This window comes from Pelosinus fermentans DSM 17108 (assembly GCF_000271485.2).
In the GTDB taxonomy this organism is placed as follows: domain Bacteria; phylum Bacillota; class Negativicutes; order DSM-13327; family DSM-13327; genus Pelosinus; species Pelosinus fermentans.
Window position 1 is genome coordinate 575,272 of record NZ_AKVN02000001.1, and the last position, 19,580, is coordinate 594,851.

At 37.5% G+C, this 19,580-nt stretch carries 20 protein-coding genes and 1 tRNA gene; 14 read left to right on the forward strand and 7 right to left on the reverse strand.

What is annotated here, in order from left to right; all coding sequences use genetic code 11:
* Window positions 1-132: 132 nt before the first annotated feature.
* The 5 genes from brnQ (at window position 133) to FR7_RS02670 (ending at window position 3,528) form a co-directional block, all read left to right on the forward strand.
* Window positions 133-1,494, forward strand: coding sequence for a branched-chain amino acid transport system II carrier protein (gene brnQ, locus FR7_RS02650; protein ID WP_007951915.1), 1,362 nt, complete (start codon window positions 133-135; stop codon window positions 1,492-1,494).
* A gap of 8 nt (window positions 1,495-1,502) precedes the next feature.
* Complete coding sequence (locus FR7_RS02655) at window positions 1,503-2,366, forward strand: MBL fold metallo-hydrolase (RefSeq protein WP_007951916.1); 864 nt, start codon at window positions 1,503-1,505, stop codon at window positions 2,364-2,366.
* Window positions 2,367-2,641: 275 nt separating this feature from the next.
* Window positions 2,642-2,717: transfer RNA gene (locus tag FR7_RS02660), tRNA-Thr, on the forward strand.
* A gap of 245 nt (window positions 2,718-2,962) precedes the next feature.
* Window positions 2,963-3,178 (forward strand): hypothetical protein, encoded by a 216-nt coding sequence (locus FR7_RS02665; protein WP_007951917.1) that lies wholly within the window; start codon window positions 2,963-2,965, stop codon window positions 3,176-3,178.
* A 110-nt stretch (window positions 3,179-3,288) separates the two neighbouring features.
* On the forward strand, window positions 3,289-3,528 hold the full coding sequence (locus tag FR7_RS02670; RefSeq protein WP_007951918.1) for a hypothetical protein: 240 nt from the start codon (window positions 3,289-3,291) through the stop codon (window positions 3,526-3,528).
* A 106-nt stretch (window positions 3,529-3,634) separates the two neighbouring features.
* On the opposite strand, the gene FR7_RS02675 is transcribed toward FR7_RS02670, so the two are convergent.
* The 7 genes from FR7_RS02675 to FR7_RS02705 all read right to left on the reverse strand — a co-directional run bounded on the left by FR7_RS02675 (window position 3,635) and on the right by FR7_RS02705 (window position 9,714).
* A complete protein-coding gene (locus tag FR7_RS02675) occupies window positions 3,635-4,111 on the reverse strand; it encodes a manganese catalase family protein (RefSeq protein WP_007951919.1) in 477 nt (158 codons plus the stop codon).
* A 319-nt stretch (window positions 4,112-4,430) separates the two neighbouring features.
* Window positions 4,431-4,733 (reverse strand): spore coat protein, encoded by a 303-nt coding sequence (locus FR7_RS02680; RefSeq protein ID WP_007951920.1) that lies wholly within the window; start codon window positions 4,731-4,733, stop codon window positions 4,431-4,433.
* 15 nt (window positions 4,734-4,748) lie between these two features.
* Complete coding sequence (locus FR7_RS02685; RefSeq protein ID WP_007951921.1) at window positions 4,749-4,979, reverse strand: hypothetical protein; 231 nt, start codon at window positions 4,977-4,979, stop codon at window positions 4,749-4,751.
* 666 nt (window positions 4,980-5,645) lie between these two features.
* Entirely contained in the window at window positions 5,646-7,118 is a 1,473-nt protein-coding gene (locus FR7_RS02690; RefSeq protein ID WP_007951922.1) for a rhamnulokinase, read from the reverse strand.
* Between the two features lie 31 nt (window positions 7,119-7,149).
* Complete coding sequence (locus FR7_RS02695; RefSeq protein ID WP_007951923.1) at window positions 7,150-7,935, reverse strand: DeoR/GlpR family DNA-binding transcription regulator; 786 nt, start codon at window positions 7,933-7,935, stop codon at window positions 7,150-7,152.
* A 201-nt stretch (window positions 7,936-8,136) separates the two neighbouring features.
* Window positions 8,137-8,742 (reverse strand): class II aldolase/adducin family protein, encoded by a 606-nt coding sequence (locus tag FR7_RS02700; RefSeq protein ID WP_007951924.1) that lies wholly within the window; start codon window positions 8,740-8,742, stop codon window positions 8,137-8,139.
* A 36-nt stretch (window positions 8,743-8,778) separates the two neighbouring features.
* Window positions 8,779-9,714, reverse strand: a complete 936-nt coding sequence (locus FR7_RS02705; protein ID WP_007951925.1) for a 1-phosphofructokinase family hexose kinase — start codon at window positions 9,712-9,714, stop codon at window positions 8,779-8,781.
* A 283-nt stretch (window positions 9,715-9,997) separates the two neighbouring features.
* Between FR7_RS02705 and FR7_RS02710 the strand changes: the two genes are divergently transcribed.
* From FR7_RS02710 to FR7_RS24020, 9 genes are all read left to right on the forward strand, one after another.
* Window positions 9,998-10,978, forward strand: coding sequence for a sugar phosphate isomerase/epimerase family protein (locus tag FR7_RS02710; RefSeq protein WP_007951926.1), 981 nt, complete (start codon window positions 9,998-10,000; stop codon window positions 10,976-10,978).
* A gap of 118 nt (window positions 10,979-11,096) precedes the next feature.
* Window positions 11,097-12,164, forward strand: coding sequence for a zinc-dependent alcohol dehydrogenase (locus FR7_RS02715; RefSeq protein ID WP_007951927.1), 1,068 nt, complete (start codon window positions 11,097-11,099; stop codon window positions 12,162-12,164).
* Window positions 12,165-12,193: 29 nt separating this feature from the next.
* Entirely contained in the window at window positions 12,194-13,435 is a 1,242-nt protein-coding gene (locus FR7_RS02720) for an oxidoreductase (RefSeq protein WP_007951928.1), read from the forward strand.
* Window positions 13,436-13,683: 248 nt separating this feature from the next.
* Entirely contained in the window at window positions 13,684-14,655 is a 972-nt protein-coding gene (locus FR7_RS02725) for an ABC transporter substrate-binding protein (RefSeq protein WP_007951929.1), read from the forward strand.
* Window positions 14,656-14,774: 119 nt separating this feature from the next.
* Window positions 14,775-16,274, forward strand: coding sequence for a sugar ABC transporter ATP-binding protein (locus FR7_RS02730; protein ID WP_007951930.1), 1,500 nt, complete (start codon window positions 14,775-14,777; stop codon window positions 16,272-16,274).
* A 39-nt stretch (window positions 16,275-16,313) separates the two neighbouring features.
* On the forward strand, window positions 16,314-17,255 hold the full coding sequence (locus FR7_RS02735; protein ID WP_007951931.1) for an ABC transporter permease: 942 nt from the start codon (window positions 16,314-16,316) through the stop codon (window positions 17,253-17,255).
* Window positions 17,256-17,343: 88 nt separating this feature from the next.
* Window positions 17,344-18,258 (forward strand): sugar phosphate isomerase/epimerase family protein, encoded by a 915-nt coding sequence (locus FR7_RS02740; protein ID WP_007951933.1) that lies wholly within the window; start codon window positions 17,344-17,346, stop codon window positions 18,256-18,258.
* Between the two features lie 41 nt (window positions 18,259-18,299).
* Window positions 18,300-18,689, forward strand: coding sequence for a Gfo/Idh/MocA family protein (locus FR7_RS24015; RefSeq protein WP_007951934.1), 390 nt, complete (start codon window positions 18,300-18,302; stop codon window positions 18,687-18,689).
* A complete protein-coding gene (locus tag FR7_RS24020) occupies window positions 18,689-19,456 on the forward strand; it encodes a Gfo/Idh/MocA family protein (protein ID WP_007951936.1) in 768 nt (255 codons plus the stop codon). The genes FR7_RS24015 and FR7_RS24020 overlap by 1 nt, the downstream gene beginning before the upstream one ends.
* Window positions 19,457-19,580: the final 124 nt, after the last annotated feature.

Consider the following 19,580-nt stretch of genomic DNA (forward strand, 5'->3'; position numbering starts at 1 on the left):
TCAGAAAGGCATTCGCTGACATCCATTAGGAAAATATCGTATGGAATTGATAATTTTTTCGAAATGTTATATACTTCAATAATGTGCTAGCCTAAGATGCAAAGATATAACTTAGAAAGTAGGAGTGGATTTATGGATAAACGTTTGACGTTATCATCCTATATATTGATTGGTTCCATGTTATTTGGGTTATTTTTTGGTGCCGGTAATTTGATTTTCCCTGTACATATGGGACAAGAAGCTGGCAGTAATGTTGTGAGTGCAACCATCGGGTTTCTCGTCACAGGGATAGGGCTGCCCTTTTTAGGCGTTGTAGCCATTGGCGTTTCAAAAAGCAGCGGCTTGTTTGATTTAGCCAGTCGTGTCCATCCTATTTATGGATACATCATGACGGTCTTATTGTATTTAACCATCGGTCCTTTTTTTGCACTTCCCAGAACCGGGACGGTTTCATATGAGGTTGGGCTGGCTCCCTATATTGCAAATGAATACCAGACACTTGGGCTGGCTGTTTTTACAATCCTATTCTTTTTTGTTGCTTTGCTTTTTTCATTGAAGCCCAGTAAAATTTTAACTTGGGTAGGGAAGATTTTAAATCCTCTATTCTTAGTATTTTTAGCTTTTTTAGTAATCGTGAGTTTTTTAAAGCCAATGGGCAGTATCTCTGACGCTGCGATCCATGGGATCTATGCTACAGATCCTTTTTTCAAAGGATTCACTGAAGGGTATAATACCATGGATGCATTGGCCTCCCTGGCCTTTGGCATTATTGTTGTTCAGACGATTAAAGGGCTTGGGGTTCAAAGCCCGCGCAATATTGCGATTGGCACGATTAAAGCAGGCAGTGTAAGTGTTCTTTTGATGGGGGTAATCTATGGCTGTCTGGCTTATATCGGAGCGACAAGCATTGGTCAATATAAGCTGTCAGAAAATGGCGGGATTGCGTTAGCGCAAATTGCCAATTATTATTTTGGATCCCTGGGAAGCGTTCTATTAGCAATTATTGTAACCCTTGCTTGCTTAAAAACGGCCATCGGTTTGATTACTGCCTGTTCAGAAACCTTTCAGGAACTATTTCCTGCTTCTCTTAGTTATAAATCCTATGTAGTGTTATTTACCCTTTTGTCTTGTTTGATTGCCAACATTGGATTGACACAGATTATTTCTTTATCCATTCCGGTATTAATGTTTTTATATCCATTAGCCATCACATTAATTCTCTTGGCGCTATTATCGCCCCTGTTTAAAGACCGGCAGATTGTATATATGATGACAACTCTATGTACCTTGCTGGTCAGTATCGCCGATGGGATCAATGCAATGCCGGAGAGTGTTAAAAATCAGGAGAATGTTCAGGGGTTTCTTATTATGTATCGTAATTTTGTACCATTCTTTGATATTGGAATGGGTTGGATCATACCGCTGGTGGTCGGCTTGGGGGCGGGATGGATTATTAGCTGTTTTTATGGCTCAGTAAATACAAGGAAGGTATAAAAAGAATAATGGATAGAATTATAGATGTCACAGGCGGAAAAGGCGGTAATGCTTTTTTACTAGTGGGAGCGGAGAAAGCGGCATTAATTGATTGTGGCATGGCCTATTGTGCTTCAAATCTCATTAAGAATAGTAAGCAAGTACTACGCAATAGACCGTTAGATTATATTTGTATCAGTCATTCCCATTATGATCATATCGGTGCCATTCCGTATTTAAAAGCACAATGGCCTAATAGTCAGGTATTAGGGGCAGAATATGCAAAACAGACTTTAAATAAGCCAAATGCTTTAAAGCTGATTCGAAGCCTTAGCTTTGAGGCGGCCCAAATTTATGGTGCAGATTCCATCGTGGACTATGATGATGCAATGATGAAAGTAGATAGGATTATTTGTGACTCAGATGTGCTGGAGCTAGGGGGCCTCAGCATTCGGGTACTTGAAACACGAGGTCATACCAAATGTTCATTATCATTTCTGATTGATAATGACACCCTGTTTCCTAGTGAATCAACAGGATATATGAGTAAATCGGGAAAAATTTATCCTGCTTTTTTAACCAGCTGTTCTGAGGCAGTGGATTCAATCCATAAATGCCAAAAACTAAATCCTCAATTCATCATTTCACCTCATTACGGTCTGGTCAATGAAAGGGATACGGGGAGCTACTGGGAAAATTGTCTCTTGGCTGTGAAAGAAACCAAGGAGTTTATCCTTCGTCTCGCCAGCCAGGGATACGATGAAGAGCACATTTTAACTGAATATGAAAAAGTGTTTCGCGATGAGCAGAGCAAGTTAGAGCAGCCAGCTCAGGCGTTTCAAATCAATGCACGGAGCATGATAAAAACGGTGCTGCGAGAGGAAGCTCTTTGAGCGAAAAAAATGGGCTGGAATTTTTCCAGCCCATTCTCTATTGTTATTATGCTATTTATCATGGCAGGCTGCCTGTGATATGAATTAGATACTGCTCTTGACAATGACATAGGTGTCATACTTTATAATGTAATTACAGATGCCAGAAAGGAGGGTGGCGTAAGTGCTTTGGGAGAAGGATAAAATTGAGGAATATTATAGAATTTTACCAAATTAAGTACGGGCAGTATTCTTGACTATGAGGTCGTATTGCGATAAAATAGTAGAGGTAGATTGCCGGTATAGCTCAGTTGGTAGAGCAACTCATTCGTAATGAGTAGGTCTGCAGTTCGAATCTGCATATCGGCTCCAGTGAAATTAATAGCTGTGCCGCGTGGTGCCGAAAATGAGCGGATTCTAGTGGTGCTAAAGTGGTGCAATTACCTATAAAAACGAAACCAGACAAAGATTATTTGTCTGGTTTTTTGTTGTGCCTTAATCCGTGGCGATACGAGTGCCTTTTGCAGCATTTAAAAATAGCTGCAGTAAGAATTATTTTTTAAATTATAGAAACCAGGACATACTAAATGCAAAGCTAACATCGAAGGAGGTACAAGATGGCTGATCACATAGATGAATGGTCAGAGATCAATAAATTTGTTCAAAAACTATCTGAAGAGAATCGATTAAAATTATTCCAAGAACTGAAACGTTCCGGATCAGTTGAAAATCCTATTCAGTATACCGAGACACACCTAGAAGGTGGTATAGAGGAACATCGTGATAAAGGAGAGAATTTGCTCTCAAAGAGCCTAGATGGTAGATGGACATAAAAAACCGCTCCTTTGGGGGCGGTTTTAACTTGTAAGTATATATCACTTGATTTCGCATTCCAAAACTTTATAATTTATGAAAACGTACGTTCGAAATGGGAGCGTTGAAAATGAGTGATTATAAGGTGTTTATTGAAGTTATAGCAAAGCATGATACATACGGCAACATCCATCCACTATCAATTAAATGGGAAGATGGCAGAGTCTTTGAAGTGGATCGTCTTATTGACGTGCGCCAAGCTGCATCACTAATAGGTGGCGATGTAGGCATACGCTATACTTGTAAGATCATGGGTAAGCAGGTTTATTTATTTGATGATATGGGCAAGTGGTTCATGGAAAGGAAATAAGAAAAACTATTGAGGAAGTTGAGTAAAACGCAATAAAGTTGGTTCTTTAAGAAAAGTATTTGAAAGTAGCCAAGATGGCAGTTCATCTTGGCTACACTGTTGCAAATTATTGAATAAGAGGATTGGGAGATTTTGGAGGATTGGCATTAGGATCTGGATTCTGAAAAGCTGGTGGCTGAGGGTTCTTAATATCAAAATACTTTCCAGGGGTAGAGAGATCAAAATAGAGACGTGCATTTTCATCCACACCCCAATCTTTAGTGGAACCGGTTCCCTGTATTTGATTAAATGCTTGTCGGAATAAGGTGTTATGAGCTTCTTCTCGATTAAGTAGAAAGTCAATGGTATTTTTGACATGTTGATCTTCAATTTGGCGATAAAGATATTCATAAACAACTTTAGCTCGCTGCTCTGCTGCAATATTTGATAACAGATCTGCTGCCAAATCTCCTGTGACATTTACATAGGCTGCAGTCCAAAGGTAACCTGAGGCATTTGCCATTAAGGGATTTAGTCCAGTTAGAACGTGACTTTGAATGTGCCCTGCTTGTACGCCTTCTGTATCCAAATCATGACCGTTCAATAATAAGTGGGATTCGCTTTTTCCACCCGAACTTCTTGTAAAAGTTGCTTTTCATGTTTAAACATTGATGCATCTCCTTATAGTTTTATTGTTTGTCATTGAATAACGGTAGTATGACTATTAATACCTTCAATAATACGGTACTTTGCTGTTAAATTAAGAAAATAATAAGAAAAAGTAAAAATAGATATTGCAATCCATCAATAATATGAGCATTGTTTAAAACATTAAAAATAGGAATAACATTACAATTTGAACAAAATAAAATAAACCGGGATGCTTCCCGGTTTTCTTATGGGCAAATCAAAATCGTAAGATTTTATTGGGAGGCAGAACTTTGTTGAGCCTGACTGATAACGGATTGAAGCTGTTGCGTTGGTTCGTCATAAGGATTAGCCCAGCCTTTTTGTATCATTAAGCCTAAGAGAGCTTCATGCCCCATCACTGCTTGAGATGAATACTCCGCAAATAATCTTCGCACTTCTGGAGTTGTTGCAGTTAAAGTAGCAGAAAAATATGCCTGTGCTGCAGCAGCTGCACCTGAGGCTGAAGCATAGGCAAGAGTTTGATCTGCGGAACTATCTGCAGTATTTGAAAACATGCTATTAATAATAGATGACATAGTCAGAAATCCTCCTTACTGCATCTGCGGCTGATTTGCCGTGGATGAAGATAATATATTTTCCGAAACAAATTTTTGTAATCCTACAATTCTACTTTCAGTTGTTTGAATTCCAGTTTGCGCTAAAGCTTTCAGCTGTTCATCGGATATAGCCATTATGCTGGTTTTTGCTATAGCCAATGAATTGTTTTCCATCTCCAGAAGCTTTGTTAGGGCTAAAACTTCTACATCACTTACTTGTCTCAATTGAATTCCTCCTAAATTTATATCCAAGATAGTGATAAAATTGCTTTCCAACTTTATCACTATCTTCTAATAGTATGTTTAGGGGAGGGGAAAAACATGATTGGTAATTAAATGTAAATATGAGAAATAGAGTCATAAGGAAGGATATTACATTGAACAGGATGATTTGGTTTATACTTAGTAAATAGTTGAAATGCAGATGAAGTTATCCACAGTAAAAATCACCGTCTGCCCAAATGGTGAACGGTGATTTTTTATTTAAGGTATGCTGCATTTCATAGATGTTCTTAAATTGCAGGATTTTGTAACTTTTTATCAAATAACTCTTCAATTTTTTGGTGTGCAATTGGTGTGCAACCTGATGCATTTTTATTGATTTATTTTAATTTTTATGAACTTTTTAGAAATGATAAATCCTTATATGATGCGTGGTTACTGGATTTAGAGGAAATCTAATATCACATTCGTAATGAGTAGGTCTGCAGTTCGAATCTGCATATCGGCTCCAGGGGAAATTAGTGGTTCCCAGAGATGGGAGCCTTCTTATTATGTCAAATTAGTGACAATTGGGTGACACTTGATTTTAGGAATATCTCAAAATGAAAATTTGAGATATTCCTATGACAAGCCGAGAGTTGGAACAGACCTGCCAAAGAAACATTAATATTAATCTAAGTTTAATAAATTTTTAAATTTTAGATATTCTTTTTCCCAAATTAGGATATCTTCCGGAAAAAATTCCTGCGTTGGAAAGGATGCCCGTATGATTTTTTTCCCTTCACTAATGTCAGTAATTTGTTTATTGGCAATCAATTGAACAAGTATATTTCCTAAAGCGGTTGCTTCAGATGGACCTGCTGCAACGGGTTTATTGCAGGCATTCGCTGTAAATTGGCACATCAGATTTGATTTTGAACCACCGCCGACGACATTAATACTTGTTAATGGTTTGAAAATCATGTGTTCGAGCTTTTCGATAGTCCAACGATATTTAAAAGCTAAGCTTTCATATACACAACGTACTAACGCACCGATGGTTTGCGGTGCTTGTTTGTAATGGTTTGAACAGTAAGTACGGATTTTTTCGGGCATATTTCCAGGAGAAAAAAACAAAGGGTCATCGACGTCTATTAGATAGGCAAAGGGTTTTGCTTCAGTTGCAAAAATCTCAAGTTCAGCATAGCTATATTCTTGATTGTTCTCTTTGTAGTATTCACGAATTTCCTGAATTAGCCATGATCCCATTACATTGCGCAGCAGACGATGTCTCCCTGGATAGCCGCCTTCATTAGCAATATTATATTTTAATCCCTGCTCCGTGATAATAGGTTCTGGTATTTCTGTTCCAACCAAGGCCCAAGTTCCACTGCTAATGATAGCGCAATCTCTATCATTAACAGATGCAAGAAAAGCAGATGCTGTATCATGTTCGCAAACAGCGATAACTTGGAATCCTTTCGTTTGCAGCTGCTTATTGTACTCTTCTTTGGTGGGACCTATAATAGTACCAGGTTGAACTAACTTTCCCAGCATGTCTTTAGGAATTTGAAATGTATCCAAAATGATGTCACACCAGTCTTGGTCTTTAAAGCTGTACAATTGGCTCACCGAAGATATTGTGTATTCTGAGACAAATTCGCCGGTTAAGAAATTAATAAGTAAGTCAGGGGTAAAAAGCATTTTGTAAGAGTTGTCCAAGATATGGCCTTGCCCTGCCTGCCTCATTGCGGATAATTGCATTAATGTATTGAATAGTGCATTTTGATTTCCGGTAAGGGAATATAGAGTCTCAGGAGACATTTTCTGATAAGTCTCTTGTTTGTATTTTTGCGTTCGATGATCACGATAACTGCGTACTGGAGAGAGCAATTCCCCGGTTCGGTCAATAAATGCAAAATCATTAGAAAATGTATCAATACCTAATGAAACAATCGTATCATTCGTCATAGAAATTGCTTTTCTTATGCCGATGTTCATTTGCTGATAAATATTGATAATATTCCAATAAAGGCCGGAGTTAATAGGAATAGGGCTGTTTTCAAATCGATGAACACTTTCCAGATGTATGTTAGTTCCATCATACCGCCCTAAAAGGACTTTACCGCCGCTTCCTCCTAGATCAAAAGCTAAGACATTCACAAAAAATGACCCCCTCTTTTGCAATGAACTACTAGTCGGCTACAATCAGTTTTACGTTTGTTGCATCTAAATATTCGAGATTGGTTTTATCCGTTTGAGTATCTGTAATAATGTAATCAATAGCTGAAAAGCTAGATAAGAAAATCTGACTTCCTTTCTGAAATTTAGTGTGATCAGCAAGTATAAAAACTTCCTGGGCATGTTCAATCATCATACGTTTCACATCGATTTCATGAATACTAGAGTCAGCAAGCATATTGTGTGAGCTTATACCTGCACAAGATAAAAAGGCTTTATTAGGATAGTATTCCTCGGCACTTTTTAAAGTGCCGTTTCCATATACCGAAAGATTACGGTCCTTAAAAATACCGCCCAAGCAGATTATAAGGTGATTGTAATTAGGAGATTTTATAGACTCTAATAAGAATTTAATTGAATTTGTGATGATCGTCACATGAATTTCAGGCGGAATATACTTACTTAGATAGATTGTAGTCGAACTGTTATCGACAAAGATGGTATCTCCTTCTTGTATAAATGAAGCCGCTTTTTTACAAATTTGATTTTTTTCATTAAAGCGTTGTATTTCACGTATGCCAACGGGATATTCGCTAGAATTAGATGTGTTATGAGATTGCTCAACAAGTACAGCGCCACCGTGAGTACGCTTTAGTACTCCATCTTTTTCAAGATCTCTAAGATCACGACGTATTGTTTCCTTGGAAGTTGCAAATTTAACTGCAAGAACATTAACGTCGACGCTTCCTGTTTCTTCTAGCATAGTTATAATTTCCGATTTTCTTTCAACACTGTACATATTTATCAACTCTTTATATTTATTGGTGTAAGCATAATAACAATATTATTTCTTAACAGTACCAATCATTTTGTGTTTAGTCAACTGTTTCTGGAATAATATTTTTGTTTGTGACCGTATGGTTTAACGGAAATATGGTTTCATTTAAGAAGTTTTTATAGGATTAGTAATTAAAACACCTGTCAAACAGGTGTTTTAATTTTATATGCAATCTTTAGTAATCGTACAAAAGGCATCTGTCTCAATTCTTTCTAACATGCTGTAAGCCATGTAGATGTTTGGTCCAGAGACAACAACGCCGTGAAGAGGAAGAATAACACCAATGGGTTTCTTTTCAGCAAGTGCCCTATTTTTTTCAAAATAATTATATACATTTTGTGATAACTCAGGAGTATATGCTTTTGTGTATTCAATACAACCTACATAGCCTCTTCCTAAAGTGGCTTCTGTTACATTTGGGATTGGTTTTGCTTGTGAAACAAATGGCATGCAATAAAATGGGTGAGCATGAATTGTACATCCGATTTCTTTAAAATTTTTTAGAATCAGCATATGCATTAATCCTTCACGAGAAAGTTTTCCATTACCTTCAAGAAGATTTAAGTCATAGTCGATTAATAACATATCCTTTGGCTGTATGTTGCAGTGAAAGCATTCAGACATTAAAGATGGAGAGATAAGAATGCGATTTTCATCCACTTTTACAGCGAAATTGCCGCCAGCTGCATTCGTTAATCTTCGGTCCCACATGTTTTTGGCGACGATCGCCATTTCTTCTCTCGTTTCAATATAGGATAAATTGCTCATTATAAACGCTCCTTTTTCTCTTATGTATAGTTTATTTTAACGAATTTTGTTTACAGTCACTGAAGAAATAAGCTCGTATGCTCTTTTTGGTTTAAACCCAACTGACAATGATGATTCGGCAGTTGCGGCAGATACAGCGGTTGCAAGCTTTATCATGTCAATCGTGGAAAGCTGATTATGAATACCATAAATTAAGCCGGATAAAAAACTGTCACCGCAGCCAATGGTATTTATAACACGGATCTTGGGAGGGGTTGCTTTAAAAATACCGTCAGATGTTTTGATAATTGATCCAGCACTGCCAAGTGATACGGCAATGATTTCAATATTATATGGCGCAAGTGAATCAATTGCGGATACAATATCATTTTCATCGCAAGTAAGAGCGCGGTTACACAGCGTGGACAGCTCATCAAGGTTTGGTTTAATTAGGAAAGGCGACTCTGTAATACACTGTTTTAATGAATCACCACTGGTGTCCAAAAAGATTTTTAACTTTTTGTCCTTTAGTTCAGTTAATATTTCATTATAGACTGCTGTATCAGGGGAATTTGATGCATCGCCAGATAACACAAGATAATCATTCGTTTGGATTTCATTTTTCATGCATGATACTATATCTTGTAAATCGCAATTGGATAGTTGAACTCCTTTCTCAGCTATGATAGTACAGTCGCCGGTTTCTTCCACCAATAAATAATTAGTGCGGCTATTAGGAGTTGCCTTATGAATGAAGCGAACATCTACACCGAATTTAGCCAAGGCATCAATAATTCTTTGACCTGTTTTTCCGTGAGAGATACCAAAAGCTTTGCTGTTTTTCCCAAGGATATTTAAATTAATTGATACATGGGTACCTTTACCGCCGATAACTTCTGCAGTATCTTGAATGCGGCTAGTAACATTTTTCTCTAGTTTTTCAAGATACAGAACTTTATCGATGGCAGGATTTAGCGTTAATGTGTTTATCAATGCCGTTCCTCCTTTTTGCTTAGTGCAAACAAACAAATTTACTGGATTGTTTTGTTTATGACTGAATGATAACATCAAACGGAAACAAAATCAAATATTTTTTTGGAATTGTGAGTTTTGTGAAAAAAAGTGAAGAATTTTGAATTTTATGTTGTGATTATTATGTTGTGATGCTATAATAAACACAAAGACAGAAGCAAACAAAATTAAACGGAATATAAAATGCAAATTTTATCAAACGCTATTTTATTATTATTAAAACTACGATTAGGAGGAATAAAAAATGAAGCTAGGCTTTTTTACTGCAAATTTTACGGAGAGATCTTTGGAAGAGGTAGCCAAAATGGTCGCTGGCTATGGTTATGAAGCGTTAGAAATACCCGCTTATGAAGGTAACGGGCAATTGGAGACAGAGGACGTTATAAAGGGAAATAATGCAGAAAAAATTAAGAAGATGGTTGCCGGTTTTGACCTATCGATATCAGCACTTAGCAATCATGCGGATTCATTCTTAATCATGGGTCCTACGGGAATAGAAACAGATTTCATATATAAAGGAAGTGCCCAAGAAAAGATTAAACATGGCACAGAAAGCTTAATACGAACAGCTCAAGCAGCAAGTGCTTTGGGAGTTCCGGTTGTAGTAGGATATCCTGGAGTAGAAAACTGGGGACGCTTTTTCTTTTTCCCCTATGGGCACGGCTGGAGTGAATATGAAGAACAATTTGTAGAACGTTTTACGCCAATATTAGATAAATTCAAAGAATACGGTGTGAAATTCGCAATTGAACCTCATCCAAATAGTTTTATATATGATATACATACAGCTGAAAGAGCTCTGGAATTAGTAGATTATCATCCTTGCTTGGGATATAATTTTGATCCGGCAAATGTAACGTATCTTTCTTTAAGCCCTGAAATTTTTGTTGATCGATTGAAAGAGCGGATTTTTCATGTTCATGCGAAAGATGCTGAATTAGTAGCACATAACTTACCTACAGGCGGCACGTTGATGCAGGGTGATATGAGCAGGCTGGATCGATCATTTCGTTTTCGTATCCCTGGCTGGGGCGATGTAAATTGGAAGAGGCTGATTACAGAGCTTTCAATGACAGGATATAATGGGGTTCTTAGTTATGAGCATGAAGATGTTACCATGAGTCGTATGGATGGTGTAGAAAAAACAGCGGCATTTTTAAAGCCATTATTAATCAAAGCACCTTATGAAGGTCGTTCTGATAAATTATTCAGCAGCAAAGATTAATAGTTTCAAATAACAGACTATTCAGAAATGAGGTAATAAATGAACAAGGCCAAAGACCTTGCTCACTATAACTCTTGGATTTCCGAGAGAGTACATTTAAAGTAAGGGGGAAAAACCAATGACAAAATTGATGCGTGCTCAAGTTGTAAAAGCTCCGGGGAAAATGGAAATTGCACAAGTGCCTATTCCGGAAATAGGTGATGATGAAGTATTAATTAAAGTCAAGATGTGCGGTATCTGCGGTACAGACTTAAAAATTTATGCAGGAGAATATGCCAAAGAATATCTTCCGCTTATTTCAGGGCATGAATTTTGGGGCATTGTAGACCAAGTCGGCAAAAATGCGAAAGGGATTGAAGTAGGAGATCGAGTATCCGCGGATATATGTATGACCTGCGGAACATGTTATTTTTGCAGGCGAGGAGAAGGATTATTATGCCAAGACTTTACACAGTTGGGTATACATACTAATGGCGCATTTGCTGAATACGTAAAAGCTCCCTGGCAGAATTGCTATCTTATTCCAGAAGAAGTAGATGATTATTCGGCAGCGTTTATTGAACCTATGACAGCTGTATTGCAGGCATCAAAAGTCATGGATTGTAAAATTTCTTCTAGTGTAGTTGTGCTTGGCTGCGGGTTAGGTATGCTTCATGCAGCTATGGCTAAAGTGAGAGGTGCAGCGCCCGTTATCATTACTGGCGACAGTAGAAGTCGTTTAGAATTAGCAAAACAAATGAATGTCGCTGATTATTATATAAACATCAATGAAGTAGATGACGTGGTAGCAGAAATAAAACGTATTACGGGCGGAGTCGGTGCAGATTATGTACTTGAGGCCATTGGGCAGACTGCAACTTATGAGCAAGCATTTAAAATGGTTCGTAGAGGCGGTGTTGTCGAAGCATTCGGCGTAGTTGGGCAGGGGAAGACTGCCTCATTTGAACCCTATGAATTTGTTTTAGGCGAAAAGAAAGTTCGGGGTAGTTGTGCAGGGATTGGCAACGACTGGGCTGAGGTTATTAATCTTTTAAAATACAAACGTATTAATCCTACACCGATGTTTTCTCAAGTTGTCCCATTAGAAGACTTAGAAGATGCACTTCATGAGCTGAAGAGCAATAAAGAGTTGATCAAAATATTTGTGTCACCTGAAATTACTGAGAGAATTTTTATTAATAAATAAAAATATTTATTCAAGAGAGGATGTAGAAAATGAGTTATAAAGAAACATTATTAAATCCGATCCAAATTGGAAACAGAACAGCACAAAACAGATTTTTTATTCAGGCAATGGAATGTAATGATGAGGATGAGACTGGTAATCCATCCGAAATTACAACCGAGAGATATGTCAATTTAGCTAAAGGTGAAGCTGGATTAATTTCTTTGGAGGCGATTTCGGTTACAAGAGAAAGCCGTGCAAGGGATAATCAGTTAATGATTAAGCCCGTAAATGAAAAACCGTTAACTGAATTTGTTAAAAAAGTAAAAGATGCAAATCCAAAATCGCTGTTTGTTTTCCAATTGACACATTCAGGTGAAATTTCAAATCCGGCATTCTCAAGAAGAGTAACGGTAAAGTCACTTCCTGGCTATGGTGGGGATCTTTTATCAGAAGAAGAAGTAGAGCAAATTATGGATGACTATGTGGTAGCGGCCAAGATTGCTCATGCAGCGGGTGCTGATGGTATTGATCTGAAATTATCACATGGTTACCTGGGATCACAAATTTTGAGACCATATAACGACCGAAAATGGAAATTTGGCGGTTCTTGGGAAAACCGCAGCCGCTTTGCCTTTGAGTTATATGAGCGCATTCAAAAAGAAGTAAATGATAAGAATTTTATTCTTGGCTCTAAAATCTCTGCGTGGGAAGGATTTCCAGGAGGCTTTGGCACAGATGCGCCAGATTCACCGATTATTGATTTAAGCGAACCAATTAAATTAATAAAAGGCTTAGAAGAGCGGGGCGCAGGTTATATTATTCAATCCGCAGGCAGCCCATCCATTACAGTTAGCTTAACGCAGGTTGATAAACACATTCCATATTATGCGTACTTGCACCAATATTTTGCCAAAGAGTTTAAAAAGAACTTAAAGCTTGAAACGGTACTGATTGGTTCTAACTTCTCGCCCTTTCGCAATGGTAAAAACGGGCTTTGTGCTGTTAGCGAAGAAGAAAGTTCTCTGCTTCCTTATGGTGCGCAATGTGTTGAACGTGGTGTAGTAGATATGGTTGGGTTAGGACGTCAATCTTTTGCTGATCCATTTTTGCCAAAGAAACTTCGCGAGGGCAAAGAAAATGAAATTAAATATTGTACATTATGTGATAATTGTTTAGAATTGCTAATTCAACAAAGTAAGGTTGGCTGCTGTACATTTGATAAACGTTATGCCCAAGAATTAGCAAGGACTCGTAAAGAAAAAGGAAAGCTTGCAATTTTTCATACCTAATTAGATCAGCGATAACCATTATGTAATAGTAATGGTTTCATGACAAAGCTATAGAGAAGAAGAGTTTTTTTCTTCTCTATAGTAATAAGTAGGAAGATCTTTAAGGTACTATATGTAATAAATATCAGTCTCTTCTAAATATATTGAATTTTTAATTAAATATGGCGCTGAAAGCCTTTTTTAAGTTAGATTTAAATTTCAAAAAAATGATTATCGAGAAAGTAATATAAAATTGGGGGGAAATAGACATGAAGAAAATGATGAAATTAGTAAGCGTTTTTCTTGTTCTCTCGGTGTTACTTCTTGTGGTAGGTTGCGGCAATAGCCAAAAAAAAGCAGAGACTGTGGCTGACAGTGGGAAAAATGATCTGATTGGCATTTGTGTAGTGGGTGCTGATCATGGGTGGAGTGCTGCTTTATCTTATTACGCGGAGAAAAAAGCAAAAGAATTAGGACTTAACTATAAGCTGGTCACTTCGTCTAATGCGAATCAACAAGTTAGCCAGATGGAAGAGCTGATTAATCTAAAAAGTAAAGCGATTGTTTTTTTGCCTCACAATAATGAATTAGATGTTATTGCACAGAAAGTGGTTGACGCAGGAATACCTTTAATTAACTTTGATCGGAAAGTAAATGTTAATACAACGAGTTATGTTGCTGGCAATAACTATAATATGGGGGTTAAAAGTGCCGAATATATTGGCAAAAAACTTGGCGGTCAAGGAATCATTGCTGCCATTGAAGTTCCCAATGTTGGTTCTGTAAATGTGGAACGAATGGAAGGCTTTAAGAAAACGATTGCTGAAAAATTTCCTAATATTAAGTATCGCAGTTACGCATCAAACTCAATGAGCCGGGAGGATGCTTTAAAGGTAACGCCGGATGTTTTGACTGCTAATCCCCATCTGGATGCAATTTTTACTATCGACGATGAGGTTGCACTAGGTGTGTATCGTGCCATAAAAGAGCAAAAGAGGACAGATATAAAAGTTATAACCGGTGGTGGTGGGTGTCAGGAATATTTTAATTTAATGGGTAGTGAAAAAGAAATCTATTTGGAGTCAGCTACTTACAGTCCTGCGATGATTATGGATGCTGTACAAATTGCTGCAGATCTAGTTAAAAATGGCAAAAAACCAGAAAAAGAAGTTATTTTGGATACCGAAATTGTAGACAGAGATAATGTAGCTAAATATCTCGATCCCAATTCCCCATATTAAATTGGCTAACATACACAGCGAGATATGATTTGATCAATAGGTTATTAAGAGCTATTTGGATAAGTTTTCAAGACTTAACTAAATAGCTCTAATAAGTAGTGGTAATGAGGCGGTGTAATATGTCAAACTATATTTTAGAAATGCGAGAGATTAAAAAAGCATATGGGTCGACGAACGTTTTGAAAGGTGTAAATTTTCTTCTTGGGCGAAATGAGATTCACGCGCTGATTGGCGAGAATGGCGCAGGAAAGTCAACTCTAATGAATATTCTAGGCGGCATAGTATCCTTGGATGAAGGTGAAATTACAATTGATAATCAGAAGGTAAGCATTGATTCCCCTCATGAGGCCAATGCATTGGGTATTTCATTTATTCATCAGGAATTAAATCTTGTAAATGATTTGACGGTGTATGAAAATCTTTTTTTAGGTAATGAAATTACTCTGCATGGACTAGTTGATAAGAAAACAATGTGCGAGAAAACCACAGAAGTTTTAAAAAGGCTTCATATCAACCTTGACCCTTGTACAATGGTCAAAGATTTAGATGCTTCTTACAAGCAGGTTGTAGAGATAGCCCGTTCTTTATTGATGAATGCTCGCGTTATTATTATGGATGAACCGACAACGTCCCTCAATGAAACTGAGATTAATTACGTTTTCCAAGTTATGAGGGTTCTTAAAAATAACGGTGTTAGTATCATTTTCATATCCCATAAACTTACCGAAGTTTTAACGATTTGTGATTCTTACTCAGTATTAAGAGATGGCTGTTTGGTGACGGAGGGAAAGGTTGACGACCAGGTCACGGAAATTGACCTCGCCTGCTCTATGGTAGGACGGGAAATTGGCATAAACAAAGTGTATTGTCCCCGCGTGATGGGAGAAATCGTCTTAGAAGTTCAGGATCTAGCTTACGGAAGAGAGTTTAGAAATATTAATTTTCAACTCAGAAAGGGAGAAATTGCAGGGTTCACTGGACTGTTGGGAGACGGGCGAAGTGAGTTGTTTAGTACTATCTTTGGATGTAAAGAGTGTTATGAGGGGCGCATTTTAATTAACGGCAAAGAGGTTAAAATGACTGGTACGGATAAAGCCGTGGCACAGCGTATTGGCTATATACCGCGTAATCGTAAAGAAAATGGCATCATTAAAGATCTCAGCATTTTGCATAATATGTCGATTGCAACCTTAAAAGCGTGCTGTCGCTGGGGGATAATTGATGGTCAGAAGGAAACGGCTATTAGCAATAAACATATTAATGAATTTAAAATAAAATTAGCGAGTGCCAATGATCTTATTACAAGTCTTTCTGGGGGGAACCAGCAGAAAGTGATTCTTGCCAAATGGATTGAAGCGAAACCAGATATTCTTATCTTTGATAATCCAACCCAGGGTGTTGATATTAGTGCAAAAATCGAAATATATCAAATCATTATGAAGTTGGCTGAAGAGGGTATCTGTATTGTTATTCTTTCAAGTGAGGCCCAGGAAGTATTGAAGTTATGTGACAAAATTTATGTTATGTACCATGGAGCCATTCGAAGTGTGCTGGATCGATGTGAAATCGAAATTGATGAAGAAAAGATTATGATTTCAGCAACTGGAGGACAACTTTAATCATAATAATTGGAAAAATATCGTTAAAGGGGCATTGCCATGATGATGCAAAAGAATATAAAAAAAATATTTTCAGACTATAGTGTGCTTGTTGCCTTAATCATCTTATTTGTTATATCTTCTATTATAAGAGGCAATGAATTTTTATCTATTAATAATATAACTAATATTCTGCGAAATAGTGTAAGTATTGGTATTATTACCATTGGGATGACTGCAATTATTATTCTTGGCGGTATTGACTTATCGGTTGGGTCGATGATGGTTCTTTGCGGCGTAGTTATCCTTGCAGTGATTAATATGACCAATAGTATTGTGCTTGGTATTATGGCAGGAATCCTCCTTGGAGTTGTTCTTGGAGCTCTGACCGGTGCCATTATTGCCAAAGGCAAACTGCCGGCTTTTATTGTTACTTTGGGAGCTATGAGCATTTACCGCTCAGTTGCTCAATACGTATTAAAAGGCGGCGGGATTATTAGTGCCAATAAGGAATATCAGCTAATTTCCAATTATGAAATATTTAATTGGAGCTTATCCATTTTTTATTGGATCATTCTTGTACTTATCGCAATGTTTTTCATGAAATATACTCGATTAGGCCGCTATATTTACTCAGTCGGCAGCAATGAAAAAGCAACAAGATTTTCAGGGATTAATGTAGATAAAGTCAAAATTGCGACGTATGCACTTGGCGGCTTGTTTGTTGCTTTAGCGGCTGTCGTTGAATCCTCCAGGCTTGGCAGCATTAATTCTTCCTCGTCCGGTGTGGCATATGAAATGGATGCCATAGCTGCAGTCGTAGTTGGCGGCACAAGTATGGCTGGTGGTAAAGGCGCGATATTCGGTACTTTTGCGGGTATGCTGATTTTGGGGATTATGAATAATATGATGACGTTGCTTGGTATTCCGCCGTTTTTAGTTGGTGCAGTAAAAGGAAGCATCATTATTCTTGCCGTACTTTTCCAGAAAAAAGATCAATAGGCTGTCAGTGATTCATTAATATAGTTGTTGTATGAATGTGAGAAATATAAAAGCACAGTTCCATTTTTTAAAAAAAGGAGTTGGCAGGATGAAACTTGGCTTAGTAAGTGCTATATTGAGTGATCTGAGTTTCGAAGAAGTAATAACCTGTGTTGCGGAAAGAGGTTTTTCATGTGTGGAATTGGCATGTTGGCCAGTCGGAAAGGCTGAAAGAAGATATGCCGGTGTAACCCATATCGATGTAACCAGCATCAATGATGAAACAGCAAAGTATATTAAAGAATACTGTAAAGGGCAAGGTATAGAGATATCTGCTTTGGGCTATTATCCGAATCCTTTAGATCCTGATCTGGAAAAAAGGGAATTTTATATCCACCATATCAAAGAAGGGATAAAAGCAGCAAACAAGTTGGGTATAAAAAACTATAGCACTTTTATCGGCAGAGATCAGTATACAAGTGTGGAAGAAAATCTAAAATTATTTGAGCAAGTATGGAAACCGATTATAAAAATGGCAGAGCAGTATGATATTAACGTTTTAATCGAAAATTGTCCAATGTACTTTAGCAATGACGAATGGCCAGGTGGTAAGAATTTGGCAACAACTCCTGCTATCTGGAGAAAAATGTTTGAAATGATCCCCAGTAAAAATTTTGGGCTTACGTATGATCCTTCGCATTTCTTGTGGCAGCATATGGATTATATTAAGCCGATTTATGAGTTTAAAGAGAGAATACATCATATTCATATTAAAGATATGAAAGTATATCAAGATAAGCTTAATGAAGTGGGCAGTATGGCCAAACCGTTAGAATATATATCGCCTAAGATTCCGGGGCTTGGACAAATCGATTGGGGGAAATTTATTTCTGCTCTTACAGATATAAAGTATCGTGGTGCAGCCTGCATTGAAGTGGAAGATAAAGCCTTTGAGGACACGTTGGAATTAAGAGAACAAGCAGTTATTCTCAGCAAGAGGCATATTAGCTCGTTTATAATATGACATCAAGAGGTTTATCTAGGTGAAAGCCAGGAGGGATAAAGATGGATAAGGTAAAAGTCGGTATTATAGGAACGGGTTTTATTGGACCGGCGCATATAGAGGCACTAAGAAGACTAGGGTTTGTTGAAATTGTAGCACTTGCTGATAGTAACGAAGCAGTAGCAAAACAAAAAGCAGAAGTATTACATGTTGATAAATATTATGGTGATTACATGAATCTATTGGCTGATAAAGAGATTGATGCAGTACATATCTGTACGCCGAATCATCTTCATTACCGGATGGCAAAAGAAGCGCTTTTGGCAGGAAAGCATGTTGTATGTGAAAAACCACTGGCGGTGAATACGGAACAAGCCAATGAATTAGTGGAAATTGCCAGGGAAAAGCAACTCGTCAATGCGGTACATTTAACTTACGATTTTATCCCTTAATGCATCAGGTAAAAAAAATGATAGAAAATCATGATTTAGGACAGATCTTAGCCGTAAATGGCTCTTACCAGCAAGATTGGCTATTTTATGAAACTGACTTTAATTGGAGATTACAACCTGAGTTCAGTGGTGATTCACGGGCGATTGCAGATATCGGCTCTCATTGGCTGGACTTAGTGGAATTTATTACAGGTATACAAGTTAGCGAAGTATGTGCTGATTTTGCTACCTTTCATCCTGTTAGGAAAAAACCACTGAAGCCATTGGAAACGTATTCCAATAAAGTGCTTGATGCTAAGGACTATGAAGATATTCCGATTCATACGGAAGATTATGCGACGGTACTGTTACGATTTAATAATGGTGCTCATGGTGCTATGACAGTAAATCAAGTTGCTGCCGGAAGAAAAAATAGACTGTACTTTGAAATTTATGGTTCTAAGAAATCAATAGCCTGGAATTCTGAAAGACCAAATGAGCTTTGGGTTGGAAGACGGGATGGCAATAACGAAATTATGATGAAAGATCCTTCGCTTGTGGATGATTATGCAAAAGAAATCATGGATTTCCCAGGTGGACATAACGAGGGCTTTCCAGATACTTCGAAGCAGATGTTCAAAAAGGTATACAACTATATAGTAGAAGCGGGTCATGATAAAAATAAAAAAACGGATTTTGCTACCTTTGAAACGGGCCAAAGAGAATTAATGCTTTGCGAAAAAATCGTAAAGTCAGCACATGAGAGAAGTTGGATTGCTGTTACATGATTTTGCAGGCACATCACAATGTGATTTCGCATGTTCGTTATTATCTTCGGACGGTTCTACTTGCTTAAGAAAGCATGTTAAGAACTAGTACAACAATAAATTTAGTATGATTTAGTCGAACATT